The organism is Cereibacter sp. Soil_C_27 (assembly GCF_057657095.1).
Window position 1 is genome coordinate 129,100 of record NZ_JBDGJD010000006.1, and the last position, 24,201, is coordinate 153,300.

Annotated in this window: 24 protein-coding genes; 6 read left to right on the top strand and 18 right to left on the bottom strand. The window is 69.8% G+C overall.

The genetic code is table 11. From position 1 onward, the window contains the following. Nucleotides 1-10 precede the first annotated feature (10 nt). On the bottom strand, nt 11-205 hold the full coding sequence (locus AC3A5Z_RS20160; RefSeq protein WP_487521088.1) for a hypothetical protein: 195 nt from the start codon (nt 203-205) through the stop codon (nt 11-13). Nucleotides 206-584: 379 nt separating this feature from the next. Between AC3A5Z_RS20160 and AC3A5Z_RS20165 the strand changes: the two genes are divergently transcribed. Then, nucleotides 585-785, top strand: a complete 201-nt coding sequence (locus AC3A5Z_RS20165; RefSeq protein ID WP_487521089.1) for a hypothetical protein — start codon at nt 585-587, stop codon at nt 783-785. A gap of 1 nt (nt 786) precedes the next feature. Here AC3A5Z_RS20165 and AC3A5Z_RS20170 read toward each other — a convergent pair whose 3' ends face one another. Both AC3A5Z_RS20170 and AC3A5Z_RS20175 read right to left on the bottom strand, forming a co-directional pair. Next, nucleotides 787-1,611 carry a glycosyltransferase family 2 protein gene (locus AC3A5Z_RS20170; protein ID WP_487521181.1) on the bottom strand — a complete coding sequence of 275 codons (825 nt, stop codon included), beginning with the start codon at nt 1,609-1,611 and terminating at the stop codon, nt 787-789. Next, nucleotides 1,596-4,082, bottom strand: coding sequence for a hypothetical protein (locus AC3A5Z_RS20175; RefSeq protein ID WP_487521090.1), 2,487 nt, complete (start codon nt 4,080-4,082; stop codon nt 1,596-1,598). Before AC3A5Z_RS20175 ends, AC3A5Z_RS20170 begins: the two co-directional genes overlap by 16 nt. A gap of 101 nt (nt 4,083-4,183) precedes the next feature. Here AC3A5Z_RS20175 and AC3A5Z_RS20180 point away from each other — a divergent pair, with 101 nt between their 5' ends. Next, nucleotides 4,184-4,429, top strand: a complete 246-nt coding sequence (locus AC3A5Z_RS20180; protein ID WP_487521091.1) for a WGR domain-containing protein — start codon at nt 4,184-4,186, stop codon at nt 4,427-4,429. Then, on the top strand, nt 4,426-5,472 hold the full coding sequence (locus tag AC3A5Z_RS20185) for a saccharopine dehydrogenase (protein WP_487521092.1): 1,047 nt from the start codon (nt 4,426-4,428) through the stop codon (nt 5,470-5,472). The genes AC3A5Z_RS20180 and AC3A5Z_RS20185 overlap by 4 nt, the downstream gene beginning before the upstream one ends. Here the strand turns inward: AC3A5Z_RS20185 and AC3A5Z_RS20190 are convergent. From AC3A5Z_RS20190 to AC3A5Z_RS20210, 5 genes are read right to left on the bottom strand one after another with little or no spacing between them, the layout of a single operon-like run. Beyond that, nucleotides 5,469-6,200 carry an SDR family NAD(P)-dependent oxidoreductase gene (locus AC3A5Z_RS20190; protein ID WP_487521093.1) on the bottom strand — a complete coding sequence of 244 codons (732 nt, stop codon included), beginning with the start codon at nt 6,198-6,200 and terminating at the stop codon, nt 5,469-5,471. The genes AC3A5Z_RS20185 and AC3A5Z_RS20190 overlap by 4 nt on opposite strands. After that, a complete protein-coding gene (locus AC3A5Z_RS20195; protein WP_487521094.1) occupies nt 6,197-6,748 on the bottom strand; it encodes a DUF3833 family protein in 552 nt (183 codons plus the stop codon). Before AC3A5Z_RS20195 ends, AC3A5Z_RS20190 begins: the two co-directional genes overlap by 4 nt. A gap of 3 nt (nt 6,749-6,751) precedes the next feature. After that, entirely contained in the window at nt 6,752-7,972 is a 1,221-nt protein-coding gene (locus AC3A5Z_RS20200; protein ID WP_487521095.1) for an MFS transporter, read from the bottom strand. After that, a complete protein-coding gene (locus AC3A5Z_RS20205) occupies nt 7,969-8,721 on the bottom strand; it encodes a DUF1365 domain-containing protein (RefSeq protein WP_487521096.1) in 753 nt (250 codons plus the stop codon). Before AC3A5Z_RS20205 ends, AC3A5Z_RS20200 begins: the two co-directional genes overlap by 4 nt. Beyond that, the gene (locus AC3A5Z_RS20210) at nt 8,718-10,010 is read right to left on the bottom strand and encodes an NAD(P)/FAD-dependent oxidoreductase (protein WP_487521097.1); all 1,293 of its coding nucleotides are present in this window, start codon (nt 10,008-10,010) and stop codon (nt 8,718-8,720) included. The genes AC3A5Z_RS20205 and AC3A5Z_RS20210 overlap by 4 nt, the downstream gene beginning before the upstream one ends. A gap of 219 nt (nt 10,011-10,229) precedes the next feature. Here AC3A5Z_RS20210 and AC3A5Z_RS20215 point away from each other — a divergent pair, with 219 nt between their 5' ends. Further along, entirely contained in the window at nt 10,230-10,775 is a 546-nt protein-coding gene (locus AC3A5Z_RS20215) for a sigma-70 family RNA polymerase sigma factor (RefSeq protein WP_487521098.1), read from the top strand. Between the two features lie 11 nt (nt 10,776-10,786). Next, complete coding sequence (locus AC3A5Z_RS20220; RefSeq protein ID WP_487521099.1) at nt 10,787-11,425, top strand: ChrR family anti-sigma-E factor; 639 nt, start codon at nt 10,787-10,789, stop codon at nt 11,423-11,425. A 308-nt stretch (nt 11,426-11,733) separates the two neighbouring features. Here the strand turns inward: AC3A5Z_RS20220 and AC3A5Z_RS20225 are convergent, their stop codons facing one another. From AC3A5Z_RS20225 to AC3A5Z_RS20270, 10 genes are all read right to left on the bottom strand, one after another. Further along, nucleotides 11,734-12,252: a HutD/Ves family protein gene (locus AC3A5Z_RS20225; RefSeq protein WP_487521100.1), complete on the bottom strand. Its 519-nt coding sequence runs from the start codon at nt 12,250-12,252 to the stop codon at nt 11,734-11,736. Beyond that, a complete protein-coding gene (locus AC3A5Z_RS20230) occupies nt 12,249-13,382 on the bottom strand; it encodes a DNA recombination protein RmuC (RefSeq protein WP_487521101.1) in 1,134 nt (377 codons plus the stop codon). The genes AC3A5Z_RS20225 and AC3A5Z_RS20230 overlap by 4 nt, the downstream gene beginning before the upstream one ends. After that, nucleotides 13,379-15,226: a DNA mismatch repair endonuclease MutL gene (gene mutL / locus AC3A5Z_RS20235; protein WP_487521102.1), complete on the bottom strand. Its 1,848-nt coding sequence runs from the start codon at nt 15,224-15,226 to the stop codon at nt 13,379-13,381. Before mutL ends, AC3A5Z_RS20230 begins: the two co-directional genes overlap by 4 nt. A gap of 42 nt (nt 15,227-15,268) precedes the next feature. Next, nucleotides 15,269-16,576 (bottom strand): M16 family metallopeptidase, encoded by a 1,308-nt coding sequence (locus AC3A5Z_RS20240; protein ID WP_487521103.1) that lies wholly within the window; start codon nt 16,574-16,576, stop codon nt 15,269-15,271. After that, nucleotides 16,573-17,970, bottom strand: a complete 1,398-nt coding sequence (locus AC3A5Z_RS20245; protein WP_487521104.1) for a M16 family metallopeptidase — start codon at nt 17,968-17,970, stop codon at nt 16,573-16,575. The genes AC3A5Z_RS20240 and AC3A5Z_RS20245 overlap by 4 nt, the downstream gene beginning before the upstream one ends. A gap of 103 nt (nt 17,971-18,073) precedes the next feature. Beyond that, on the bottom strand, nt 18,074-18,598 hold the full coding sequence (locus tag AC3A5Z_RS20250; RefSeq protein WP_487521105.1) for a DUF3035 domain-containing protein: 525 nt from the start codon (nt 18,596-18,598) through the stop codon (nt 18,074-18,076). Between the two features lie 53 nt (nt 18,599-18,651). After that, nucleotides 18,652-19,170, bottom strand: coding sequence for a signal peptidase II (gene lspA / locus AC3A5Z_RS20255; RefSeq protein ID WP_487521106.1), 519 nt, complete (start codon nt 19,168-19,170; stop codon nt 18,652-18,654). Nucleotide 19,171: 1 nt separating this feature from the next. After that, nucleotides 19,172-20,761: a bifunctional phosphoribosylaminoimidazolecarboxamide formyltransferase/IMP cyclohydrolase gene (gene purH / locus AC3A5Z_RS20260; RefSeq protein WP_487521107.1), complete on the bottom strand. Its 1,590-nt coding sequence runs from the start codon at nt 20,759-20,761 to the stop codon at nt 19,172-19,174. Between the two features lie 14 nt (nt 20,762-20,775). Further along, nucleotides 20,776-22,506: a heparinase II/III family protein gene (locus AC3A5Z_RS20265; protein WP_487521108.1), complete on the bottom strand. Its 1,731-nt coding sequence runs from the start codon at nt 22,504-22,506 to the stop codon at nt 20,776-20,778. Between the two features lie 191 nt (nt 22,507-22,697). Beyond that, nucleotides 22,698-23,939, bottom strand: a complete 1,242-nt coding sequence (locus tag AC3A5Z_RS20270) for an RsmB/NOP family class I SAM-dependent RNA methyltransferase (protein ID WP_487521109.1) — start codon at nt 23,937-23,939, stop codon at nt 22,698-22,700. Nucleotides 23,940-24,008: 69 nt separating this feature from the next. Here AC3A5Z_RS20270 and AC3A5Z_RS20275 point away from each other — a divergent pair, with 69 nt between their 5' ends. Continuing rightward, nucleotides 24,009-24,200 carry a DUF1674 domain-containing protein gene (locus AC3A5Z_RS20275; protein WP_487521110.1) on the top strand — a complete coding sequence of 64 codons (192 nt, stop codon included), beginning with the start codon at nt 24,009-24,011 and terminating at the stop codon, nt 24,198-24,200. The last annotated feature ends 1 nt before the right edge of the window (nt 24,201 follow it).

A 24,201-nucleotide genomic window follows, 5' to 3' on the forward strand; every position in this document is an offset into this window, starting at 1 on the left:
CCGACGCGGTTCAGCGCAGGTCCGACAGTCCCTGGAACATTTCGCCCCGTTTCGGCCGCTCCGGCGATTCCTTCGATTCGGGCGCGATTTCGAAAATGTTCCGAAGCGCGAGCCCGTCCCGGTGCAGGTGCCGCAAGGCCCTCAAACGGCCCTGACGGGCGCGTTGGAGCAGGGATTCAGCCAGAAAAACCTCCATCTTGCTCATATTTCGCCTCATTCCTCGGGATAAGATTGCACGTCTGGGTTGCGTCTCCGAGCCTGACACCGCTCGGCAGCTGTATGAAAATGTCTCAGAAGTGGAAATTAATCAAGATTCTTCACCTCCGGGTTGAACTGACCCAACGTAAGGCAAGCCGTTGAATTCTTGGTTGACGCAGAACTGTTGCGCGATTGCACGGTTCCACGAAAATTCTCGTTCTGGGCGAGCTCCCGCGCATCTTCCGCATAATCGGCACATTTCCGCCTAATACAGAAGGCGGTAATCGAAGACGGCGAATCGAGACCAAAAGACGGAGGGGCTGCCACCCATCTCCGGTCCGGAAGCCGCCTTCGTGTCCATGCTCGTTTTTTGGGGAGACGAACCTTTGCGCAACTACTCCGACCCGGACCTTCCGAAGAAGACTTCCTTCCGCCTCGCCTGGCCGTTCTTCCTGCGTCCCGCCCGCCCTGCCGCACCGCAGACCTCGACCGCCCGCACCCTGACGAAGGAAGAGATGCGGCGCCTGTTCTCCGCCGACCTTGCGACCCCGGGCCTGCCCGGCGGTCGGCGCTCCTCCGAAGGCTGAGCTAGCGTCCGCGCGTCCAGCCGGACCCGCGCCTCAGCCGCACCGCCAGCGAGACCGCCGCATAGGCGGCCAGACCGACGGGATCGCGCAATCCCAACCCGGCCAGCCGCGCCAACCCCAGCGGCGGCTTGGCCTCCCGATCCAGAAGACCCGGGTAGAGCCGGGCGATCTCGGCCACCCCGGCATCCTGCCGCCGCCGCACCCTGACGAGCGGCCCGAAGCCCTCGACCATTGGCCAGCTGTAGCGCGCGGCACAGCCGACCCGCTCCCCGGGCTGGAACTGGCAGCGCACGAAAGTGTCGTCCGAGATGATTCCCGGAAAGGCATCCCAGCGCGCGCGCCCCGCCGCATTCACCGCAAAGAGCCCGAACCCGGGCGCCGCCGTCTGCAAGAACGGCAATCGCGCCCAGAAGCGGCCATAGGCCCGGGTCATCCCGCTGCGTGCCGGGGCGATCACCGGCGTGCCGCTGGCATAGCAGGCCGTCTCGCGACCGAGCACCCGCACCAGCTCCGCCATCAGCCCCGGGCTCACCCGCACATCGGCATCGAGATAGCAGCGCATCCCGCCCCGCGCCGCGGCATCGCCCGTGTTCAGCGCAGCGGGCTTGCTGCCCTCGGCCCGCTCCAGCACCGTCAGCCGCCACCCCGCCGCCGCCGCGCGCCCGGCAAACCCGCGCGCCACCTCCGCCGTCCGGTCGCGGCAACCATTGGCGACCACGATCACCTCGGCCTCGATCGGCTCAGAGGCGAACAGCGCCTCGAGACAGCCGCCGATCCACGCCTCCTCGTTGCTGGCGGGCAGGATGACGCTCAGCACCCGTCGCAGCCCCCCGCCAGCGCCTGCCAGCGCGGGTTGTCGTCGGTCAGGTGCCGCAGCGCACCCCAGCTGCCCCATTTCCCCGGACGGTAGACATCGACGAAGGCGTTGAACGGCGCCTCCGACACCCCGCGCCAGCCGCGCATCAGCTCGGTGTAGAGCTGCCCCATCTCGGGCGTGTAGTTCAGATGCTGGAAGAAGGCCCCCAGCGCCGCATCCTCCATCGCGGGCCCGTAGCCCACCACATGCGTCCCGCCCTCGTACATCACCAGATCCAGCCCATGCGCCCGCGCCGCCGCCGCCTGATGCGGCCATGTCTGCCCGATCAGCGCGGCCAGCGTATCTTCGTCCTCTCCGGTCACGCTGCCGTCGCGCAGCTCCGCCGCCGCCCGCGCCACCGCAAGGTCATGCCGATGCGCCGCCACATGCGCAGCCGCCGCCGTTCCCTCCAACCCCTGCACCCGCGCTGCTTCGACCGCCGCCGCCTCGCTTTCGGCCAGCCAGCCGCGCACGGCCTCCGCCTTCGCCTCGCCGCCGAGCAGCGCCGAGAAATAGCCGGTCACCGCATAGGCATCGAAACTTTCCGCCGGGGCGGGCCGCCCCTCTGCCTGCACCAGCGCTGCATCCAGGATCATCTCCTCCAGCCCGAGCCAACCGGTCTGTGTCGCGATCACCCGCACCAGCCGTGCGGGATCGTCGCGGAAGACCTCGGCCCAGATATCTGCCACCTCCGCCGCCCGCAGTGCATAGAACTGCACCCAGGTCTGCTCCTCGCCCCAGCGCTTGAGCCCCTCCGCCTCGGCCCAGCGCGCCTGCGCGAACTGCCAGTTCCAGACTTCGTTGGAAAACTCCACATGCGCCCGCAGCCCCGGCGCCAGCCCGTCCCGCGCCGCCTCGGCATAGAGCCGCACCAGCGCGTCCTCGGCCAGATGCGGCAGGGTGAACCAGGGTTCGGCCTGCAACTCGTTGGCCAGCGCGATCATCACCTCCACCGGTACCCCGTTCCGGGCCCATGTGAAATCCGAAGGCTTCGGCCGGTCCTCCACCCGCGCCAGTGTCGAATCGTTCACCGCCATCCAGTCCATGAAGCGCAGCAGCCGCGCCCCCCGCAGCCGCGCCAGCCAGTCAGGGTTGAACAGCGCGCCGCCGCCCAGCAGCGCCGCACGGTCGGCCCGCACCACCGAGATGTCGCGGATCGGGTCCTGGGCATCGGTCTCGACGATGGTCAGCACCACCCCGCCTTCGCCCGGCGTGAAGTCGAAGCGCACCTCCCCCGGTGCCGCCCGCAGGTTCTGCGCCCGCCCGCCTACCTGGAGCACCCCCTTGCCCACATGGCGCAAAAGGTAAGTGCCAGCGACCGCCCCGGCCTCGGGCGGCAGGTCGGTGAGGATCAGCGTCGCCAGCCCCGTGACCTCCGGCGGCACCGCCTTCGGCCAGCCCTCGGCATCGAGCCAGCCGCCCGCGACCAGCGCCGGATAGTCCATCCCGCCCCATTGCCCCGGCAGATGCCCGGTCCAGACCCGAGCCGTCTTCATCACGTCGAGAAAGGGCTGCTGCACCGACCAGTCATGCACCCCCGACAGCCCGAAGCCGAGGTTGGGGTTGGCGATCCCGCCCAGCGCGGGCGCCTCGGGCACGACCGCCGCCTGCCGCCTGCCCTGTGCCTGCACCGTCTCCCAGGCGATCCGCTGCAGCACCGCCGCCAGCGTGTCCGACATCACCGCCTCGCGGCTCTGCCACTGCCGGGTCAGCCGCGCGGGCAGGCCCTGCGGCGACTCCCCGGTGATCACCGCCAGATGCACCATCGCCACGAGATACAGCCCCTTGGCATTGGGATGGATGTCATCCGAGAACGCCTCCTCGATCGAGGTCATCCCCGGCACCCGGCCCGCCGCGATCTCGTCGGCGAGCCGCCCCATCGCCTGCCCCGCCGGGATCACCCCGACTGCCGGGCTGCCCCCGGGCCGCCCCCGGCTGGCCTCGTCGGCCAGCGCCTGCCACGACGGCAGATCCGCCGCCAGCCGCTCGCGCCACGGCACCCCCGCGCCGGGATCGCCCTCGATCACCGTCTGCGGCCCGCTCTTCAGGCTGTGCCAAGTCTCGTAAAGATAAACCCGCGTCTCCGGATTGGCCTCCCACGCCAGCCCCGCGAAGGCTGCGACATGGCCCGCCGTGTCGTTCCACTGCACCTGCGCCGCCAGCGGCACCGCCTCGGTCAGCACCAGCACATCCGTTGCGCCCCGTGCCAGCACCGCCCGCGCGTCCACCCCTTCCGCCGCCGCGGATTGGTCCCAGTTCACCCGCAGCGGCGCGCCGTTGATGATCTGCGCCTGCACTGTCACCTCATGCCCCAGATGGCCGAGCCCCGCCTGCACCATCTGCGGCAGGTCGGGCCCGACGAGGCTGTGGCCGACGAACAGGATCTGCGCGGCAAGGGACAGGATCGACATGAAGACCTCGGCGGAATTTCGGCGGATCATTCCACGACTTTCCGCCCCCGCCAAGCGCAACAGGCTGCAGTCCCCCTGTCACAACGCCATAAATCTGGTATCTCTGGGTTGAATCGAACCGGAGGGCCGACATGCTGACCTATCTCTGCCTGCGCACCGAGGGCACGGGCCGCTTCTACCGGGTCGAACTGGGCTACAATCTCTTCGGCGAATACACCGTGCTGCGCGAATGGGGCTTGAACGGCAATCGCGGTGCCACGGCGGGGCGGCGGCTGGTGACGTGGTTCTCCAACCTGCGCGAGGCCTGCCTCGCCGCCGAACGCTGGCAAAGACGCGCGCAACGGCGCGGCTATCACACCATCAAGGACGTGGAATGACTCATCTCTGGGTGCGGGCCGAACAGCGGCCGAACGAGGAACGTGTGGCCCTGACGCCGGAGGGCGCGGCGGAACTGCTGCGCGCCGGGGTGCGGGTCACGGTGGAGCAGAGCTCGGTCCGCGCCATACCGATCGACGGCTACGGGGCGGCAGGCTGCGAGATCGCACCCGAAAACTCCTGGCCAGAGGCCCCAGCCGAGGCCATCATCTTCGGCATCAAGGAATTGCCCGAGGACGGCACGCCGCTGCCGCACCGCCACATCCTCTTCGGCCATGCCTACAAGGGCCAGCCCGCAGGCCGCATCCTGCTGCAACGCTTCAAGGCCGGCGGCGGCACGCTCTACGATCTCGAATCGCTGGTCGACGGGACCGGTCGCCGCGTCGCGGCCTTCGGCTATTGGGCGGGCTATGCCGGGGCAGCGGTGGCGTTGAAATGCTGGGCGGCGCAGAGCCGCGGCACGATCTGCGGCCCGGTCTCCACCTACCCCGGCAAGGAGGCGCTGCTGGCCGAACTGCGTGCCGCGCTTTCCGCCCCCCTGCCCCGCGCCCTCGTCATCGGCGCGCTCGGCCGCGTCGGCACCGGCGCCTCCGATCTCTGCGAGGCGGTCGGCGTCGAAGTCACCCGCTGGGACATGGCCGAGACCGCCAGCGGCGGCCCCTTCCCCGAGGTGCTGGCCCACGAGGTCTTCCTCAACTGCATCCTCGCCCGCCCCGGCTGCCCGGTCTTCGTGCCGGCTTCGGCCAAGACCGACCCGCGCGCCCTGCGGGTAATCGGCGACATCGCCTGCGATCCGACCTCCGACTTCTCGCCGATCAAGGTCTACGACCGCGTGACCGACTGGCAGGAACCGGCGCTCCGGGTGCACGATGCGCCGCCGCTCGACGTGACTGCCATCGACAACCTGCCCTCGCTGCTGCCGGTGGAAAGCAGCGAGGATTACGCGGCCCAGCTCCTCCCCTCGCTCCTCGCGCTCGACGCGCTGGATCAGGGCGTCTGGGGCCGGGCGAAGGCCGAGTTCGACCGCCACATCGCGGCGGTCTAGCCGAAGATCCGGTAATAGATCCCGTCCGGCAAGAAACGCGCCAGCCGGAAGAACAGCGCGAAGAGCGTCGGGAAGCTGCGCTGGAAGGTGTCGCCGCACATGTGCTCGAACATGTCGCGCGCGGCCTCTTCCGGCTCCATGATGAAGGGCATCTTGAAATCGTTCTTCGCCGTCAGCCGCGTGCGGATGAAGCCCGGATTGGCCAGCTGCACCTCGACCCCGCTGCCCCGCAGGTCGGCATACATCGATTCCGCCAGCGACATGACGCCCGCCTTGCTCGGCGCATAGCCGATCGCCCCCGGCAGACCGCGAAAGCCCGACAGGCTGCCGGTCAGCACCACATGCCCCCGGTCGCGCGCCACCATCGCGGGCAGCACCTCGCCCAGCACCCGCGCCGCGCCGATCAGATTCACGTCGAGCATCGCCTCGACCTGTTCGGCGTTCCACTCCTGCGCCTTCATCGGCCAATAGACCCCGGCGAGGAACACCAGCCCGTCGATCTCCCCCACCTCCCGGGCGGCCGCCTTCACCGAGTCGCGGTCCGCCACGTCGCAGCGCACCCCCCGCGCATGGATCGGCAGCGAGGCCACCGCCTCGGCCAGCCGCGTCTCGTCGCGCCCCGACAGAATCACCTCGGCCCCGGCGGCGTTCAGCTTCTTCGCCAGCGCCAGACCAAGCCCCTCGGTCGCGCCGACCATCCAGTACCGTTTCCCTACGAAATCTCTCATGTCCCGATCCGCCGCATTGTTGCCACCAACTCGGCGACCGTCACGCCGAACTTCCGAAATTGGCTCCGGTTGATGATCGTTCCATTATCCAGCACATACATCCAGTCGTTCACGCTCAGCACATGCCCCCCTGCGTCATCGTGAAGCCGGATGCGGTAGCGCAGCCGCATCGCCGATCCGGCCATGGCCCCCACCGCCTCGCCCGGCACATCCGCTGCCGTGGCCCGCAGCGATCCGTCGCCGCCGAGCCGGAAATCCCAGCGCCGCTCCTGCACCATCCCGCTGTCATAGCGGAAGCGTTCGGTCAGAACCCCCTGCCCGTCCCGCCACTCGCCCTGCATCTCGGCCACGAAGCGCGAGGCAACGCGCCCCGTCGGCCCGTAGATCACCCCCTCGCAGAGCAGCGGCCCCGCCAGATGCACCGCAGGGTCAAGCGTCAAGCCCTGCGGGTAATCGGCCAGCCGCTGCGCATCGAAGCCGAGAAAGCGCCGGCGCAGCAGCAGGAGGGCAAGGGCGAGCATAAGGCCCAGAAGGAACGGCAGAAGCATGGCTCAGGCCTCCGGCAAGGGGATACGGATCAACAGGACGATGGCTGCAAGCTTCAGCCCGCAGGGCAGCACGGCATAAAGCAGGCTCAGCAGCCGCAGCGCCTCGGTCGGGTTGTCGCGCCCCGGCGTGAAGCCGCCGGCCTGCAGCGCGGGCAACAGCACCGCCGCCGCCAGCGCCAGCGACAGTTTCGAAGCAAAGGACCAGAGCCCGAAGGCCGTCGCCTCGCCCGAGCCCTGCCGCGCCAGATGCCCGGCGAAGATTGCCGGCAGCAGCGTCATGTCCGCCCCCAGCGCCGCCCCCGAGGCCGCGCAGATCGCGGCGAAGGCCAGCGTATCGCCCGCCCCCAGCCGCGCGGCGAAGACGAAGGCGACGATCGCTAGCACCATCCCCGCCAGAAGCACCCGCCGCGCGCCGAAACGGATCGCGAGCCTGCTCCAGACCGGAGTCGACAGGGCCGCCGACAGGAAGAACAGGAGCAGCAGCGGCCCCTCCGACCCCGGCGCCTGCAACCGGCTCTCGACGAAGAACAAAAACAGTGTCGAGGTCACCGCGACCGGCGCCGCATTGATCAGGGACAGCAGGAGCAACCGCCGCACCACCGGATCGGCAAGCGCGCGGCGCAGGTCGGGGGCCTCGGCCACCACCGCCGCCCCGCTCCACTCCCGCCGCATCGCCCAGACCGCCAGCAGCGCCAGCGCGGCAAAGCCCAGCGCGAAGGCCGCAAACGGCCGCTCCAGCCCCGCCAGCGCCACCGGCGCGACAGCAGCGAGCGAGATGCCCAGCAGCGCCCCGCCCTCGCGCCAGCCCGCCAGCCGCAGATGCCCGCCCGGCCCCAGCCGCCGCGCCTTCTCCACCCCTTCGGCATAGAAGGCGATGCTGAGAAAGGAAAAGGCCGAGAACAGCACCAGAAGCGTGCCCGCGAACCACCACAGCGGCGCGATGGGCGGCGCCACGGCAAACAGCCCCAGCATCGCCAGCGCCATCAGCCCCGCCGCCACGGCGACCATGGCCCCCCGCCAGCGCCGCCCCGCCTCGGCCAGCCAGCCCAAAGCCGGGTCCTGCACCACATCGACCAGCCGCAGCAGCGCCAGCACCCCGCCCAGCGCACCGAGCCCGACGCCATATTGATCGACATAGGCCTTCGGCGCATGGATGTAGATCGGCAGCCCCGCCGCGGCGATCAGCCCGGCGAAGAGCGCCCAGCGCGCCAGCCCCTCGCTCACCGGCTCACGTCATCGACCGGAGGCGTGGGCCGCGGCCGGTAGCGCGCGCCCTTCACCGCCAGCTTCAACGCCTGCCAGTGGATCAGCGCCAGCACCCGGCGCGACCCGAAGGGCCGGCGCAGGCAGGCCCGCAGGATCGCCGCATTGGTCAAGGGCTTCCGCGCCCCGGTCAGCGTGGCATAGACCCCGTCGGCCCCGTTGGAATAGTCGATCCAGATCCCCACCCGGTCGTCGCGGATGTCGAAGCGGAAGGTATAGCCGCCCTCCACCTCCTGGAACGGCGAGACATGCATGATCTTCTGCGCCGCCAGCGTATCCTCCCGCCCGATCGGGGCGCCGTTCTGCTTGGCGCAGAGATAGGAATGCCGGTCGCCGAAGGTGTTGGTCACTTCGGCGATCACCGTGCGCAGCGCCCCGGTCTCGTCATGGCAGAGCCAGAAGCTCACCGGGTTGAACACATGCCCCAGCACCCGCGGCTGGGTCAGCAGCAACACCCGCTCCGTCCCCGCCGCGCCATGCGCCGCCAGCACCTCGCGCACCCAGACCGCACCGCGTCCCTGCCCCGGCGCCCCGCCGTGGTCGCGGTCCTGCACCGAGACCAGATTGCCCCGGTTGCGCGCGAACAGCCCCGGCCCCTCCGCCGCATCGGCATCGAGCAGCACATAGTCGATGGAATAGCGAAAGCTGTTCTCCACCGCTCCGCGCCGCCCGTGGAAGGTCTCGCCCGCGATATGATCGACCCGGCTCATGCCGCCGCGGCCAGCATGCGGCTGCGCATCGCCTGCACCACATCCACCGCGCTGGCAAATCCGTCCTCGTGGAAGCCGTTGCGCATCCAGGCGCCGCAGAACCAGGTGCTGTTGGCGCCGTTCATCATCTTCACCGCCGCCACGCCCAGCTGCGCCGCCAGATCGTAGACCGGATGGCGGAAGGTCACGACATCGTGGATCAGCTCCTCGCGGATCGGCCGGTTGGAGTTCAGCGTGACGAACAGGGGATCGTCCTGCGGGATCGGCTGCAGCGAGTTCATCCAGTAGGTCAGGTCGATCCGCTCCGCCTCCGGGTCTGTCGGCTCGACATAGACCCACGAGGCCCAGGCCGCCTTGCGCTTCGGCATGACAGAGGCATCGGCATGCAGCACCGCCTCGTTCGGCTGATAGCGCACCGCGCCCAGCGCCCGGCGCTCCCCCTCCGAGGCATCCGCCAGAAGCCGCAGCGTGTCGTCGGAATGGGTGGCGAAGATCACCTCGTCGAAGGCCTCCCACTCGCCGCCCTCGGCCCGCACCTGCGCCCCACCCTCCAGCCGTCGCACCCCGGCCACCGCCGCGCCGAGCCGCAGATCGACGCCCGCGCCGACCATCGCCGCCTGCAGCCGCCGCACATATTCCACCGACCCGCCCAGCACCGTGTACCACTGATGCTGCCCGGTGTGGGACAGGAGCGCATGGTTCTGGAAGAAGCGGATCAGCGCCTGCGCCGGAAAATCGAGGATGCCCACCGAAGGCGTCGACCAGATCGCCCCCGAGATCGGCAGGATGTAATAGTCGCGGAACCAAGCGCCCGAGCCGAGCTTGGCCAGCAGGTCGCGGATCGTCATCACCGGATCGGTGGCGTGATCGGCCGCATGGGCGTTGAAGCGCAGGATGTCCATCAACATGCCCAGATAGCGCGGATCCAGCGCATTGCGCTTCTGCGCGAAGATCGACCCCAGATTGCGCAGCCCGTATTCCAGCGCCCCGCCGCGCACGGAGGCGCCGAAGCTCATGTCGCTTTCGGTCACCGGCACCTGCAGCTCGTCGAACAGCCGCACCAGATGCGGGTAGTTCACCTTGTTGTAGACGATGAAGCCGGTATCCACCGGCTGATCGCCCCGCTTGCCCGCCATCACCGTGCGGGCATGGCCGCCCAGCCGCGGCTCGGCTTCGAACAGCACCACCGCGTGATCCTTCGCCAGAAGATGCGCCGCTGCCATGCCCGAGATGCCGCCACCAATCACCGCCACGCGCCGAGGCGCAGATTTCACCGTTTCAAAAGGCATCCGAAACTCCGCTCTGTTTGCATCACGATACGCCGGGAAGCCTTGATCGGATCAGAATGGGTTTCACGACAGTTTGTCGCAGCCCTCCGGTGATCCACGGACGCTTGGCCTGCGTAGAACAGGGGAAAGCAACTGGACGGCAGAGTGCAGAAACCGGATGCGTCCTGCCCGGGCCATGCCTATGGTCGGCCCGCAGGATGATGCGGGGTCAGGCCGGACGTGACGGGGCAAAGCAACGAGACGGATTGGGCGGCCCTGCTGCTCTCGGTCCGCGACAGGCAGGACAGGGAGGCCTTCGCCGCCCTGTTCCGGCACTTCGCCCCACGGGTGAAGGGCTTTCTGATGAAGTCCGGCGCGTCCGACGCGCTGGCTGAGGAATGTGCGCAGGATGTCATGGCGACGCTGTGGCAGAAGGCGCATCTGTTCGACCCCGCGCGGGCATCGGTGGCGACCTGGGTCTTCACCATCGCGCGGAACCGCCGGATCGACGCCCTGCGCAAGTCGCGCAGGCCCGAGCCGGAGGATCTCGACTGGGGACCGGCGGCCGAGCCCGATCAGGCCGAGGTCTTCGAGATGCGGCAAGAGAACGACCGGCTGGGGGCAGCGCTCGCCCTTCTGCCGGAGAAACAGCGCGCCCTGATCGAAAGGGCCTATTTCGGCGACCTTTCGCATCGCGAGATCGCCGCCGAAACCGGCCTGCCGCTCGGAACGATCAAGTCGCGCATCCGTTTGGCGCTGGACCGCCTGCGCCACCACATGAGTTGAAGGCTGACACGATGACGATCCGGCACCACATCTCCGACCCGCTGCTGACGGCCTATGCCGCCGGCACGCTGCCCGAGGCCTTCGGCCTCGTGGTGGCCACGCATCTGTCGCTCTGCGACGACTGCCGGGCGCGGGCCGGGGCGCATGACGCGGTGGGCGGGGCGCTGCTGTCCGAGGTGGCGCCTGTGCGGATGGCCGATCACAGCCTCGATGCGGTGATGGCCCGGCTCGACCGGGGCACCCCGATCCGCCGCCGCACCCAAGGCGATGCCGCCACCCCGGCGCCGCTCGCCGATTACATCGGCGGCACGCTGAACATCGTGAAATGGCAGTCGCTCGGTATGGGGGTGCGCCAGTCGATCCTGCCGACCGACCGCCTCGCCTCGGCCCGGCTGCTCTACATCCCCGCGGGACAGGCGGTGCCCGACCACGGCCACCGCGGCATGGAGCTGACGCTCGTGCTGCAGGGCGCCTTCACCGATGCCACCGACCATTTCGGCCCCGGCGACATCGAGATCGCGACCGAAGACCTGCAGCACACCCCCGTCGCCGAGCCCGGCCAGCCCTGCATCTGCCTCGCCGCCACCGACGCCCCCCTCCGCTTCCGCAGCCTCATCCCCCGCCTCGCGCAACCGTTCTTCCGGATCTGACCGGCCTCCAGATGGCGCAGGGTGGGGTTCCACCCCACCCGAACACCCCATGTTCCGCATTGTGGCGTGCGATCCTATGGTCCCCATCCCCGTAGGGTACGCATTCATTGCGCACCGCGCTCGTAGGGTGGGGTTTCACCCCACCTTTGACCACCAAACCCGTCGCCGCGCCCGTGGTGGGGTAAAACCCCACCCTACACCGGCGCCCTGATCCATCACCCACCGTGGCGCGCACCCGTGCTCCACCCCGTAGGGTGGGGTTCCACCCCACCCCCAGCCGTCCCGCACGGGTGGGGTATAACCCCACCCTACGCTCCGGGAACCCCCGTCACCACCAGCGCCCTCGCCTCCCCGGCGATCCGCGCCGCACCCCCCACCACCGCCAGCTCCCCCCGGGCCAGCCCCACGCCGTTCACCGCCAGATCCCCCAGCGCCACCACGCAGACCGTGCCGCCCTCGATCACCCCCGCCCCGCGCACCGTCACCTCCGGCGCCGGCAGCCCGCGGGCCCACATCACGTTCAGGTCGTCGCAGGGCTCGCTCACCCCCGAGGCCGCCAGCGCCTCGTCGCCCGGGAAGGCCACCGGCGCCAGCGGGTCGCAGCGCAGCCGCCGTTCGCCCAGCAAATCGAAGCCGGGGCCGGAGATCACCGTCAGCACCCGCTCCACCCCGGGAAAGATCGAGAACGGCCCGTCCTCCACCACGGAGGCCCGCGACAGCCGGAACAGCAGCCCCGACGGCCCCTCGACCCGCAGCATCTCCACCGTCACCCCGCGGCCGTTGGCCCAGGGCATCGTCACGAAATCCGCCGCGCGCAGCAGCCTCATTCCGCGGCCCGCCCCACGGGCACCTGCTCCAGCTCCTCGAAGTCGAAGGCATCCAGCCGCCGCGCCCGCTTGCCGGCCTTCTCCGACGAGATCTTGATCTCCTCGATATCCTTCGCCGCTTGGCCGAAATGCCGGTCGAGGTTCTCCACCCGCGCCCCCAGCCGCTCGATGTCGCGGTAAAGCTCCGACAGCTCGCGCCGTATCGCCCCGGCCTGCTCGCGCATCCGCGCGTCCTTCAAGACCGCCCGCATGGTGTTCAGCACCGCCATGCAGGTGGTGGGCGAGACGATCCAGACCTTCAGCGCGAAGCCCTCGCGCACCACCTCGGGGAAATTGGCATGCAGCTCGGCATAGACCGCTTCCGAGGGCAGGAACATCAGCGCCCCCTCCGCCGTCTCGCCCTCTAGGATATACTTCTCGGCAATCGCCCGCAGATGCACCCGCACCGACACGCGCAGCGCCCGCTGCGCCTCCAGCACCTGCTGCGGCGTCTCGGCCCGGCGCAGTGCCTCATAGGCCTCCAGCGGGAATTTCGCGTCGATGGCGATCGGCCCGGGCGGCGCGGGCAGGTGGATCAGGCAATCGGCCCGCCGCCCGTTGGAAAGCGTCGCCTGCATCGTGTAGCTGTCCGAGGGCAGCGCCTTCAGCACGATGTCATGCAACTGGATCTCGCCGAAGGCGCCGCGGGTCTGCTTGTTCGACAGGATGTCCTGCAGGCTCAGCACATTGCCCGACAGCCGCTCGATATTCTCCTGCGCCTTGTCGATGGTCGCCAGCCGCTGATGCAACTCACCCAAGCTCCGCGCCGTGCGCACCGACGAGCCCTGCAGGCTGTCGCCCATCGCCCGCTGCACCTCGGCCAGCCGCTGCTCCATCACCTGCAGGATGGCCCCCTGACTGACCGCCTGCGTCTCCGACACATGATGCAGCCCCCCCGCCAGCCGCTCCTGCCCCTCGGCCAGCGATTGCACCCGCTGCGCCAGCCAGCCGAGCTCGCCCAGCACCAGCCGCCCCGACCGCCCCGCCGCCCGGAGGATCAGCACCAGCATCGACAGGAACAGCACGGCCCCGCCGATGGCCAGCACCAGCGGGTCGTCCCACGCATAGACCTGTCCGTTGATCGTGATCATCGGCGGCCGAACAGCCGCTCGATATCGGCCAGTTTCAGCTCCACATAGGTCGGCCGCCCGTGGTTGCACTGGCCCGAAAGCGGCGTCGCCTCCATCTCGCGCAACAGCGCGTTCATCTCCTCGGCGCGCATCTGCCGCCCCGAGCGCACCGAGCCGTGACAGGCCATCCGGCTCAGGATCGCGTCCATCCGCGCCTGCACCCGGTCGCTGCCGCCCACATCGTCGAGATCGTCGAGAATGTCGCGCAACAGCCCCGCCGCATCGACCTGCCCCAGAATGGCGGGCACCTCGCGCACCGCGATGGCGCTGCCGCCGAAAGCCTCGATCCCGAGGCCGAGCCGCGCCAGCTCCTCGGCCATGTCCAAAAGCCGCCCCGCATCCCCCGGCGAAAGATCGACGATCTCCGGGATCAGCAGCGCCTGCGCCGCGATCCCCGCCCCGTCGCGCTGCCGCTTCAGCCGCTCATAGACCAGCCGCTCATGCGCCGCATGCTGATCGACGATCACCATCCCGGTCTCGGTCTGGGCGATGATGTAATTCTCATGCACCTGCGCCCGCGCCGCCCCCAGAGGCCGCGCCTCCTCGCCCACGCTTGGCGCTTCCACCCGGGCCGAGGGCGCCTCGGCGAAGCCCTGCATCGCCGGCTGGACTTCGGTCTGCATCGGCGCCTGAAACGCATAGGCCCGCGCCAGCGTCGGCTGCGAGGCCCGGTCCATCTGATAGACCCGCGGCGGCATCGGCTGAGGCTCGGGCCGGAACGCCTGCAGCGTCTCCCCCGCCACGGTCGAGGACGCCCGATGCCCCGCCTCGGCCAAGGCCTGCCGCAAGGCGGAAACGATCAGCCCGCGCGCCAGCCCCGCCTCGCGGAACCGCACCTCCGATTTCGCCGGATGCACGTTCACATCGACCCGCTCCGGATCGCAGATCAGGTTCAGTACCGCCGCCGGATGCCGGTCGCGGCTCAGCACATCCATGTAGGCCGCCCGCAGGGCACCGAACAGCATCCGGTCCAGCACGGGACGCCCGTTCACGAACAGGAACTGCGCCGCCCCCGAGCCGCGCGAATAGGTCGGCAGCGCGGCATAGCCCAGAAGCTGCATCCCCTCGCGCTCCGCATCGATCCTCAGCGCGTTCTCGGCGAACTCCGCGCCCAGCACCCGCGCCAGCCGCCCGTGCAGCGCGTCGAACAGGTCGCCCTGCTCGGGATCGCAGCGGAACATCACCCGCGCCTCGCCGCCCGACACGTCGCGCAGGGTGAAGCCCACCGCGGGCTCGGCCATCGCCAGCCGCTTCACCACCTCGCCGATGGCCTGCGCCTCGGCCCGGTCGGTGCGCATGAACTTCAGCCGCGCCGGCGTGGCGTAGAACAGGTCGCGCAGCTCCACCACCGTGCCGCAGGTCAAGGCCGCGGGCCGCACGCCCTCCATCCGCCCGCCCGCCACGGCCAGCGAGGCGCCCTCGCCTCCCTCGACGCGGGAATGGATCGTCAGCCGCCCGACCGCGCCCAGCGAGGGCAAGGCCTCGCCGCGAAAGCCGAAGGAATGGATGTTCAACAGGTCCGACCCGTCGATCTTCGAGGTCGCATGCCGACTCAGCGCCAGCGGCAGATCCTCCGCCGTCATGCCGCAGCCGTCGTCGGTCACCCGGATCAGCGTCTTGCCGCCGTCGGCATAGTCGATGGCGATCCGCCGCGCGCCCGCGTCCAGCGCGTTCTCGACCAGTTCCTTCACCGCCGAAGCCGGCCGCTCCACCACCTCGCCCGCCGCGATCCGGTTGATCGCGGCTTCGTCGAGCTGACGGATCACCGGGCGGGAAGGGCTTATATTGTTGCTCTGCAGGGTCATGCCACCAGAGTTAGCATGACCCTCCAGATTCGGCCACAGGCCTCAACCGTCGGAGGCGATGCCGTCCGGCTGGCCCACCACCACGAAATGCAGCGCCTCGGGTTTCAGCACCCGCGCCGCCACCCGCTTGATGTCCTCCAGCGTCACCGCCTCGATCTTGGCGTTGCGCGTCACCGGATAGTCGATCGGCAGGTCTTCCATCTGCATGCCCACCAGAATGTCGGCAATCGGCCCGTTGCCGTCAAAGCGCAGCGGATAGGAGCCGGTCAGATAGGTCTTCGTCGCCGCCAGTTCCTCGGCGGTGATGCCCTCGGTCGCGGCCTTCGCCCATTCGGCCTTCACGATGTCGATCGCCTGCCCGACCACCGCATTGCCGCTGGCGAAGCGGCCCATGTAGAGCTCGGCATGATCCATCGGCACGAGATAGGTGCCGATGCCATAGGTCAGCCCGCGCTTCTCGCGCACCTCGGTCATCAGCCGCGCGCCGAACCGCCCGCCGCCCAGAACCTCGTTCAGGATATAGGCCGCGAAGAAATCCGGATCGTCGCGGGTGATCCCCTCGTGACCGAAGGCGATCACCGCCTGCGGCGTCGGAAACTCCACCACCGTCACCCCGCCGTCAAGCCGATACTCCGCCTGCCCCGGCATCTCCGCCCCGGTCGCCGGCAGGTCGCCCAGAAGCCTGTCGAGCAGCGCTCCCAGATCCTCCGCCGTGATATCCCCGACCGCCGAGACATAGATCCGGTCCCGCGCCAGCGCCCCCTTGTGCGCCGCCACGATGTCGTCGCGGGTCAGCGCGGTCACGCTCTCCACCGTCCCATCGCCCGGCGTGCCGTAAGGGTGATCGCCGAAGGCCGCCGCATCGAAGGCCCGGCCCGCCAGCGCATTGGGGTCCTTCGCATCCGAGGCGAGCCCCGACAGCACCTGCCCCCGCACCCGCTCCAGCGCATCGGTATCAAACCGCGGCTCCACCAGCGCCGAGCGCAACAGCGCCACTGCCTGATCCCGGTTCTCGCTCAGGAACCGGGCCGAGACGCCCACCGCATCGGTGTTCGCCCGGAAGGAAAACGTCGCCGCCAGATCATCGCGCGCCGTGGCGAAGCCCTGCGCGTCCAGATCGCCCGCGCCTTCCTCGATCAGCCCGGTCATCAGGTTCACCGCCCCGCGCTTGCCCGGTTCATCGACACTGGTGCCGCCCTTGAAGCGGATCTCCAGCGCGGTGAAGGGCAGCTCGTGCTCCTCCACCAGCCAGGCGGTGATGCCGCCGGGCGAGGTGACTTCCTTGATCTCGACTTCCGCCCGCAGCGGCAGGGCGAACAGGATCAGGGCCGCAGCCAGACGCAGCATCATTGGGTCTCTCCTTCAACCTGCCCCGGCACGGCAGCAGCGCCGCCCTGCACCGGAACCACCTGCTCGGGTTCGTCCTGCACCAGCCAGCCCGTCACCGCCTGCCTGCGGTCCAGCACCTCGCGCGCCGCCGCCAGCACCTCCTCCGGCGTCACCGCGTCGAGCACGGCGGGCCAGTCCTTCACGTCCTGCACCGTCAGCCCGGTGGTCAAAGCCTGACCGTAGCGCCGCGCCAGCCCGTCCACGTTGTCGCGCGCGTAGATGTCCGCGGCGCGGATCTGCACCTTGATCCGCTCGAAATCCTCCGGGTTCACCCCGTCCTCGAGGAATTGCGCGATCACCCCGTCCATCGCCTCCTCGGCCTCCTGCAACGACACCCCCGGCACCGGCACGATGGCGAGGCCGAAACTGCCCACGTCCAAGGAGCCGCCGTCGTAGAAGGCCGTGGTATAGACCGCCTTGGCATCGCCGAACTGCAGCGCCTTGGCCAGAACCGAGGTCGTGCCGCTGCCGCCCAGCAATTCGGCCAGCAGCGTCAGCGCCGCCGCCTGTTTCTGGTCGCCCGCATTGCGCTCCGGCGCCAGATAGCTACGGATCACGTAGGGCTGCGCCACGCGCGGATCGCTGAAGCTCAGCCGTCGCTCCGCCAGTTGAGGCGGCTCCGTCGGGCGCATCCGCGGCTGAAGGCCTTCCGTCGGCTGCAGCGGCCCGTAATGTTCCTCGGCCATCGCGCGCACCGCCTCGGGCGTCACGTCGCCCGCCACCACGAGGATCGCGTTGTTCGGCGCATAATACCGCTCGTAGAAGGCCAGCGCGTCGTCGCGGTCCAGCTGCTCCATCTCGTGACGCCAGCCGATGATCGGCACGCCGTAGCGGTGGTTCTGATACTGCGCCGCGCGCCGCTGCTCGCCGAACAGCGCATCCGGATCGCTGTCGGTGCGCTGGCTGCGCTCCTCCAGAATCACCTGCCGCTCGGTCGTCACGTCCTCCTCGGTCAGCTGGAGGTTCCGCATCCGGTCGGCCTCCATCTGCATCATCAGGTCCAGCCGATCCGCCGCAACCCGCTGGAAATAGGCCGTGTAATCCCAGGAGGTGAAGGCATTGTCGTCACCGCCCTGCGCTTCCACCGTGTCGGAAAACTCGCCCGCCGCCATCGTGTCGGTGCCCTTGAACATCAGATGCTCGAGGAAATGCGCGATGCCGGAATGGCCGGCAGGCTCGTCCGCCGCGCCCACGCGATACCAGACCATATGCGTCACCACCGGGGCGCGGTGATCCTCGATCACCACCACCTCCATGCCGTTCGGCAGGGTGAAATCGCTCACGGTCTCGGCGATGGCGGGGAAAGAAAGCGCAAGACCCGCGAGGGCGGCAAGGCCCGTTCGGCGCAGCAACATCGGATATCCTTCCAGAAAGCTCAGCCCGTCTGGCCAGCAAGCTACTGCGGGGCGCCGATCCTGCAAGCCCCGTCCCTGCCGACCAACGGCCTTGTGAAGCCGCTCAGTCGCGGACAGGCGGCGGCGGGGCCGAGACGTTGCGCACGCCGACGCTGCGCCAGCGCGCCAGTTCGGCCTGCTGGTCCAGCGACATCGGCTTGTAGGCGCTGTAATAGACGTTGACGTTGAACAGCCGCTCCAGGAGCCGCCCGTCGTTGTCGCGGCGGTAGGCATAGTCTTCCGTCGCCAGCACCTGCCGCACCCCGCCCTCGACACCGAAGCGCGAGGCCTGCGAGACCAGCGTGGCATCCGCCGAAGGAATGCCGCCGCGCGCCGAAGCGTTGCCGCCCAGCGCCGCGATGGCATCGGCCTCGGGGTTCTGGTCGGTGCGGTTCGCGCCGCCCAGGGTGGGCGCCGGCAGCGCGGCCAGGGATTGCGGCATTTCCAGCGGTTTCGACGGCAGGATGCCGAACTCGTCCGGCCCGTTGCCCGTCGCGCGGATGTTCATCAGCGAGTTGTCATCCGAGCAGGCGCCCAGCATCAGCAAAGCCAGTCCCGCGACCGCAAAAGCGCCCCGTCCTGCCCGCATGCCCTGCCTCCTCAATCCGTTCAGACCGTCTTTAGCGCAAAGCTGAGGTGCCGTCACGGGGTCTTTCCACCCCGTTTGCGCCGCGCGGGCGAGCGCTTGCCGCCCTTGCCCTTCGGCTCGCCGGTGAACAGCACCAGCCCGATGGCCCCGGCGAAGATCGCGATGTCGGCCACGTTGAACGCATAGGGATTCTCGATCCCGCAGCAGGACATGTTCAGGAAATCCGCCACCGCGCCGTAAAGCACCCGGTCCACCACATTGCCCAGCGCCCCGCCGATCAGCAGCCCGCCGGCGATCCGCACCAGCCGCGACGGCTGGCTGCGCGACACCCAGATCCACACCCAGACCGAGATCGCCACCGCCACCGCGATCAGCCCCCAGCGGATCAGCTGCCCGTCGCCCGAGCCCAGACCGAAGTTCACCCCCCGGTTCCACGCCATGCGGAAGCTCAGGAAGGGCGGGATCACGTCGATCGCCCCGCGCTCGGCAAGGTTCAGCCCCCAGACCACCGCGACCTTGGTCAGCTGGTCCAGCGCGAAGACGATCAGTGCGGTGAGTGCGGTCAGCCGCATCTCAGTGCCGGAAATGCCGCTGGCCGGTGAAGACCATGGCCAGCCCCGCCGCATCCGCCGCCGCGATCACCTCGGCGTCGCGCATCGACCCGCCCGGCTGGATCACCGCGACCGCCCCCGCCTCCGCGGCGGCAAGAAGCCCGTCCGCGAAGGGGAAGAACGCATCCGACGCCACCACCGACCCCACGGTCAGGGGCTGCGCCAGTCCCAGCGCCTGCGCCATGTCCTGCGCCTTGCGCGCGGCGATCCGCGTGCTGTCCACCCGGCTCATCTGCCCGGCGCCCACGCCCACCGTCGCCCCGTCCTTGGCATAGATGATCGCATTCGACTTCACATGCTTCGCCACCGTCCAGGCAAACAGCAGGTCTTCCAGCTCCGCCTCGGTCGGCTTGCGCTCGGTCACCACCTTCAGGTCCAGCGCGTCGACATGGCCCGAATCCCGGTCCTGCACCAGAAACCCGCCCGCGACCTGCTTGAACATCAACCCCTTGGCCATCGGGTCCGGCAGCCCCATCGTGGTCAGCAGCCGCAGGTTCTTCTTCGCCGCGAACACCTCGCGCGCCGCCGCATCCGCCCCCGGCGCGATCACCACCTCGGTGAAGATCTCCGAGATCTTCTCCGCCGTCGGCCCGTCGAGCGGCTGGTTCAGCGCGATGATCCCGCCGAAAGCCGAGGTCCGGTCGCAGTCGAAGGCCCGGGCATAGGCCTCGGCCAGCGTCGCCCCGCGCGCCACGCCGCAGGGGTTGGCATGCTTCACGATCACGCAGGCCGGACCCTCCGCCGGATCGAACTCGGCCACCAGCTCGAAGGCCGCGTCGGTATCGTTGATGTTGTTGTAGGACAACTCCTTGCCCTGCACCTGCCGCGCCGTCGCCACCCCGGCCCTCCACGTGCCGTCGGTATAGAAAGCCGCCGACTGATGCGGGTTCTCGCCATAGCGCAGCGTCGAAGCCAGCTGCCCGGCAAAGGCCCGCCGCCGCGGCGCGGGTTCCTTCAGCGCGCCCGCCATCCAGGCCGACACCGCCGCATCATAGGCCGCCGTGCGCGAATAGGCCGTCAGCGCCAGCTTCTGCCGGAACGCCAGCGAGGTCGCCCCGTCATTCGCCTTCATCTCGGCCAGGAGCGGCGCGTAATCGGCGATATCGGTCACCACGTTGACGAAACGGTGGTTCTTCGCCGCCGCGCGGATCATCGCCGGCCCGCCGATGTCGATGTTCTCGATGCAGTCGTCGTAGGAGGCGCCGCGCGCCACCGCCGCCTCGAACGGATAGAGGTTCACCACCAAAAGGTCGATCGGCTCGATCCCATGCGCGGCCATGGCCACGAGATGCTCGTCATCGTCGCGCAGCGCCAGCAGACCGCCATGCACCATCGGGTGCAGCGTCTTCACCCGCCCGTCCATCATCTCGGGAAAGCCGGTCACCTCGGCCACGTCGCGCACCGCGAGCCCGGCCGTGCGCAGCGCCGAGGCGGTGCCGCCGGTGGAGATCAGCTCCACCCCCTGCGCCGCCAGCGCCTTTGCCAGATCCAGCAATCCGGTCTTGTCAGAGACAGAGAGCAGGGCGCGGCCAACGGGCACGAGGTTCGTCATCAGCTTTCTCCAGATCAGGGGCGGTCCGGCAGGTCTTCCCGGTCCAGGTCACGGATGGCCAGCGGAGTATCCTGTGCCTTCGCCAAGGTCCAGCCGATCCGGTCCTCAAAATCGATCGCCACGCTTGCCAGAACGATCTGTTTCGTTGCACGCGGCTTCAACCGGCCGCGTTCCAGATAGACCGAGGGCTCCAGCGTCAGCCGCGCCCCGCCTTCCGGGCGGAAGATCCAGATCTCGCCGCTTTTCAGCGCCAGCGACACCGCCGAGCCGCCCATGTCCAGCGCCGCATCGACATCCGGGTGCAGATGGAAGCGCAGCGCATGCCGCACCCCCGACCAGCCGCTGCGGCCCATGAGCTGCTCGAAGCGCTTCCGCTCCGCCCCGGTCAGCGCCGCCAGCGTGTCGGTGCCGCTCAGACGGCGACCATCCGCCGCAAGCACGAGGTCGCGCCGATGCGTCAGCCCATGCGTCGCCGTCCAGCCGTCATGCGCCAGATGCAGATGCTGGCCCTGCGGCGACTGGCTCTGGTCGGCGCGCAGCACCCGCGCGCAATCCTCCATCTCCTCGTCGGTGCCGGTGCCCAGCCGCGACGAGGAAAACCCGTCGATCGCCAGCGTCGAATGCGAGGGCGTCGCCCGCCCCGCCTTGCGCCATGCCGGCCCGAAGGGCGCCCCCGCCCCGCAGCAGACCACCACCGGGCGCCGCCCCGAGGTCAGCTCGAAGGCCAGCGTCGAGGCATGGCCCAGCGGCCCAGGCGGCGGCGCCGCCGCATCGACGATCACCGTGGTCCGCCCCGCCGCCAGACGGGCAAAGCCCATCGCCAGCCCCGGCTGCGGCACTGTCCGGCCGCGCACCGCGGCCAGTGCCCGGTCCAGCTTGCCCTCCGCCCCGCGCCCGCCGCCATGAAACCGCGCCAGCCCGCCATCGGCATGGCGCAGCGCCCGCAGCACGGGGGCGATTCGCTGGATGGCCGAACGATGCGCGGGCAGCGCCTCGCGCCCCGCGCCCTGCAAGGCCTGCTCGGCCCAGACCAGCAGCGTCAGGATCTCCAGAAGTTCCTCGGGGTTGCGGCTGGCGATGCCGCCCTCGCCGCCGATCACATCGGTGCAGTCGCGCGCCAGCGCCTTCACCGCCGGGCCCAGATGCCGCTCCATCCCCTCCAGCGCCAGCCCGGCGTGGATCAGCCCGGTCAGCGCCTCGAAGCGTGGCAGGCCCGGCGCGGCCTTGGGCCAGCGTTTCGCCAGAAACACCACCTGCCGCGACACCACGCGCAGCCAGGCGTCTATCTCGGTCTGGTCGCGGCCCTGCAGCAGCATCGGCGCGTGGTTCACCCAGCGGATCAGCCGCCGCCCGGTCAACTGCGGCAGCCAACCCGGCCCGCGTCCGCGCCCGAAGCGCGCGATCCATTCCGCCGTCCAGCCCTGCGCCCGCTGCCGACCCGTCGCATCGCCCAGCGCGGCCAGATCGTCGAGCCAGCCGAAGCCCTGCGTCTCTGCTGTGAAATCGGCGCTCGGCGGGGTCACGTCCCAGATCGACAGCTCAGGCGCCTCGACCACCTGTCCGGCGAACAGATAGGTGCCGCCCAGCAGCTGCCGTCCCCGGGCGAAGAGCCCGATGCTGCGGGGCTCGGGTTGCGAGACGAAGCCCGTCGCTGGCCGGGCATAGCCTGCCCGCACCGCCGCAAGCCGGTTCATCAGCCGCACCCTGCGTGCCGAAAACCCTTCCTTCTGGGCCACGCCTGCCATGCCTCACCGCCCTGCCGTCCGACATCTGCCCGGTTCCGGGTCGCTGCGCCGACAATAGCCGGGCGATCCCGGCCTGTCACCGCTCAATCCCGCCCCCGCCGCGCGGAACCGCCGGGAGGTTAAGAAAGCCTGAATGCAAATGGGGAAATGATGCGATAACAGCGGCTTGAGAAGATTTTCACGCGTGAAAATCAGCCCTGCCGCAGCCGCACCATGAAGAACCCGTCCATCCCGCCCTGCGCGGCCCAGTAATCCGGCCTGAGCCGCAGCCCGCCCGCCCCGGTCCACCATCCGGCCTCGACCCCGGCGATCTCGACCCGCTCTGCCACCAGCCCCGGATGCCGCGCCAGCGCCGCCTCCAGCTGCGCCTCGCCCTCCTCGGGCAACAGCGAACAGGTGCAATAGACCAGCCTCCCGCCCGGCTTCAGCATGGCGAGCCCCCGGTCGATCAGCGCCGCCTGAAGCTCGACCAGCCCGGCAATCTCGCTGCCATCCTTCACGAAAGGCAGGTCCGGATGCCGGCGGATCGTCCCGGTCGCCGAACAGGGCGCGTCCAGGAGGACGGCATCGAACAGCCCGCCCTCCCAATGCAGCGCATCCGCCGCGACCACCTCGGCCTCCAGCCCGCAGCGCGCCAGATTCTCCTTGAGCCGCCCCAGCCGCGGCGCCGAAATATCCGCCGCCACCACCTCGGCCCCCGCCGCCGCCAGCTGCAGCGTCTTGCCCCCCGGCGCGGCACAGAGATCGGCAACCCGCTCCCCCGGCGTTACCTCCAGGAGCCGCGCCGCCAGCGCCGCCGCCGCGTCCTGCACCCACCAGTCGCCCGCCTCATAGCCCGGCAGGGCCGAAACCTGCCCCGGCCCCGTCACCCGGAAGCTCCCGGTCGGCAATGCCTCGCCCGGCGCCTCCCGGCCCGGCTTCACCGACAGATCCAAGGGAGCACCCGCGGCCTGCACCGCCTCGATCGCCGACACGACCTCACGCCCCCAGAGCCCCACCAGCGGCTTTCGCAGCCACATCGGCATCCGCTGCGGCGGCAGCCCCGCGAAGGCCTCCGGCTCCACCTTGCGCAGCACCGCGTTCACCAGCCCGGTCAGATGCCCCGTCCGGTTGCCGTGCCGCACCTGATCCACCGCCGAATGCACCACCCCATGCGGTGCGGCGCCCTCGACCGCAATCTCGACCACCGCCAGCCGCAGCACGTTCCTCACCGTCAGCGGCGGGCTTTTGCGCAGGAAGGGTGCCAGCACCCGGTCGGCGCGCTCCAGATGCCGCAGCACCGAACCGGCCAGCCGTTGCGCCCGCGCCCGCTCCTGCGGCGGGACGCCGGCGAGCGGCCCCTTGGGGTCGTCGAGCACCTGCCCCAGCATCTGCCCCTCGCCCAGAACGGCATCCAGAAGCGCCACCGCCGCCCCGCGCGCATCCATCGCCATCCCGCCGCTCCTTGTTTGGGTCCAGACGCGCGGTATATCATGCCTGCAGAAGGCACAAGGAACCGACCCATGTCCGAGGACCATCAGACCCCGCCAACCGCCGATCTCCCCCCCGCCGCGCAGCGCGCGCTGGCCGAGGCCGAGGAGCGTCGCCGGCAGGCCAAGGCGCTGGAGCTGCCGAAGGAGCTCGGCGGCCGCGACGGCCCCGAAGCCGTCCGCTACGGCGACTGGGAGAAGAAGGGCATCGCCATCGACTTCTGAG

What these genes read in the sequence shown, in the direction of transcription:
- AC3A5Z_RS20265 (WP_487521108.1), bottom strand. Translation starts at nt 22,506, where the DNA reads ATGGCAGGCGTGGCCCAGAAGGAAGGGTTTTCGGCACGCAGGGTGCGG.
- AC3A5Z_RS20205 (WP_487521096.1), bottom strand. Translation starts at nt 8,721, where the DNA reads ATGAGCCGGGTCGATCATATCGCGGGCGAGACCTTCCACGGGCGGCGC.
- AC3A5Z_RS20185 (WP_487521092.1), top strand. Translation starts at nt 4,426, where the DNA reads ATGACTCATCTCTGGGTGCGGGCCGAACAGCGGCCGAACGAGGAACGT.
- AC3A5Z_RS20195 (WP_487521094.1), bottom strand. Translation starts at nt 6,748, where the DNA reads ATGCTTCTGCCGTTCCTTCTGGGCCTTATGCTCGCCCTTGCCCTCCTG.
- lspA (WP_487521106.1), bottom strand. Translation starts at nt 19,170, where the DNA reads ATGCGGCTGACCGCACTCACCGCACTGATCGTCTTCGCGCTGGACCAG.
- AC3A5Z_RS20240 (WP_487521103.1), bottom strand. Translation starts at nt 16,576, where the DNA reads ATGATGCTGCGTCTGGCTGCGGCCCTGATCCTGTTCGCCCTGCCGCTG.
- AC3A5Z_RS20160 (WP_487521088.1), bottom strand. Translation starts at nt 205, where the DNA reads ATGAGCAAGATGGAGGTTTTTCTGGCTGAATCCCTGCTCCAACGCGCC.
- purH (WP_487521107.1), bottom strand. Translation starts at nt 20,761, where the DNA reads ATGACGAACCTCGTGCCCGTTGGCCGCGCCCTGCTCTCTGTCTCTGAC.
- mutL (WP_487521102.1), bottom strand. Translation starts at nt 15,226, where the DNA reads ATGACCCTGCAGAGCAACAATATAAGCCCTTCCCGCCCGGTGATCCGT.
- AC3A5Z_RS20210 (WP_487521097.1), bottom strand. Translation starts at nt 10,010, where the DNA reads ATGCCTTTTGAAACGGTGAAATCTGCGCCTCGGCGCGTGGCGGTGATT.
- AC3A5Z_RS20225 (WP_487521100.1), bottom strand. Translation starts at nt 12,252, where the DNA reads ATGAGGCTGCTGCGCGCGGCGGATTTCGTGACGATGCCCTGGGCCAAC.
- AC3A5Z_RS20245 (WP_487521104.1), bottom strand. Translation starts at nt 17,970, where the DNA reads ATGTTGCTGCGCCGAACGGGCCTTGCCGCCCTCGCGGGTCTTGCGCTT.
- AC3A5Z_RS20190 (WP_487521093.1), bottom strand. Translation starts at nt 6,200, where the DNA reads ATGAGAGATTTCGTAGGGAAACGGTACTGGATGGTCGGCGCGACCGAG.
- AC3A5Z_RS20250 (WP_487521105.1), bottom strand. Translation starts at nt 18,598, where the DNA reads ATGCGGGCAGGACGGGGCGCTTTTGCGGTCGCGGGACTGGCTTTGCTG.
- AC3A5Z_RS20275 (WP_487521110.1), top strand. Translation starts at nt 24,009, where the DNA reads ATGTCCGAGGACCATCAGACCCCGCCAACCGCCGATCTCCCCCCCGCC.
- AC3A5Z_RS20270 (WP_487521109.1), bottom strand. Translation starts at nt 23,939, where the DNA reads ATGGCGATGGATGCGCGCGGGGCGGCGGTGGCGCTTCTGGATGCCGTT.
- AC3A5Z_RS20175 (WP_487521090.1), bottom strand. Translation starts at nt 4,082, where the DNA reads ATGATCCGCCGAAATTCCGCCGAGGTCTTCATGTCGATCCTGTCCCTT.
- AC3A5Z_RS20230 (WP_487521101.1), bottom strand. Translation starts at nt 13,382, where the DNA reads ATGATCACGATCAACGGACAGGTCTATGCGTGGGACGACCCGCTGGTG.
- AC3A5Z_RS20220 (WP_487521099.1), top strand. Translation starts at nt 10,787, where the DNA reads ATGACGATCCGGCACCACATCTCCGACCCGCTGCTGACGGCCTATGCC.
- AC3A5Z_RS20180 (WP_487521091.1), top strand. Translation starts at nt 4,184, where the DNA reads ATGCTGACCTATCTCTGCCTGCGCACCGAGGGCACGGGCCGCTTCTAC.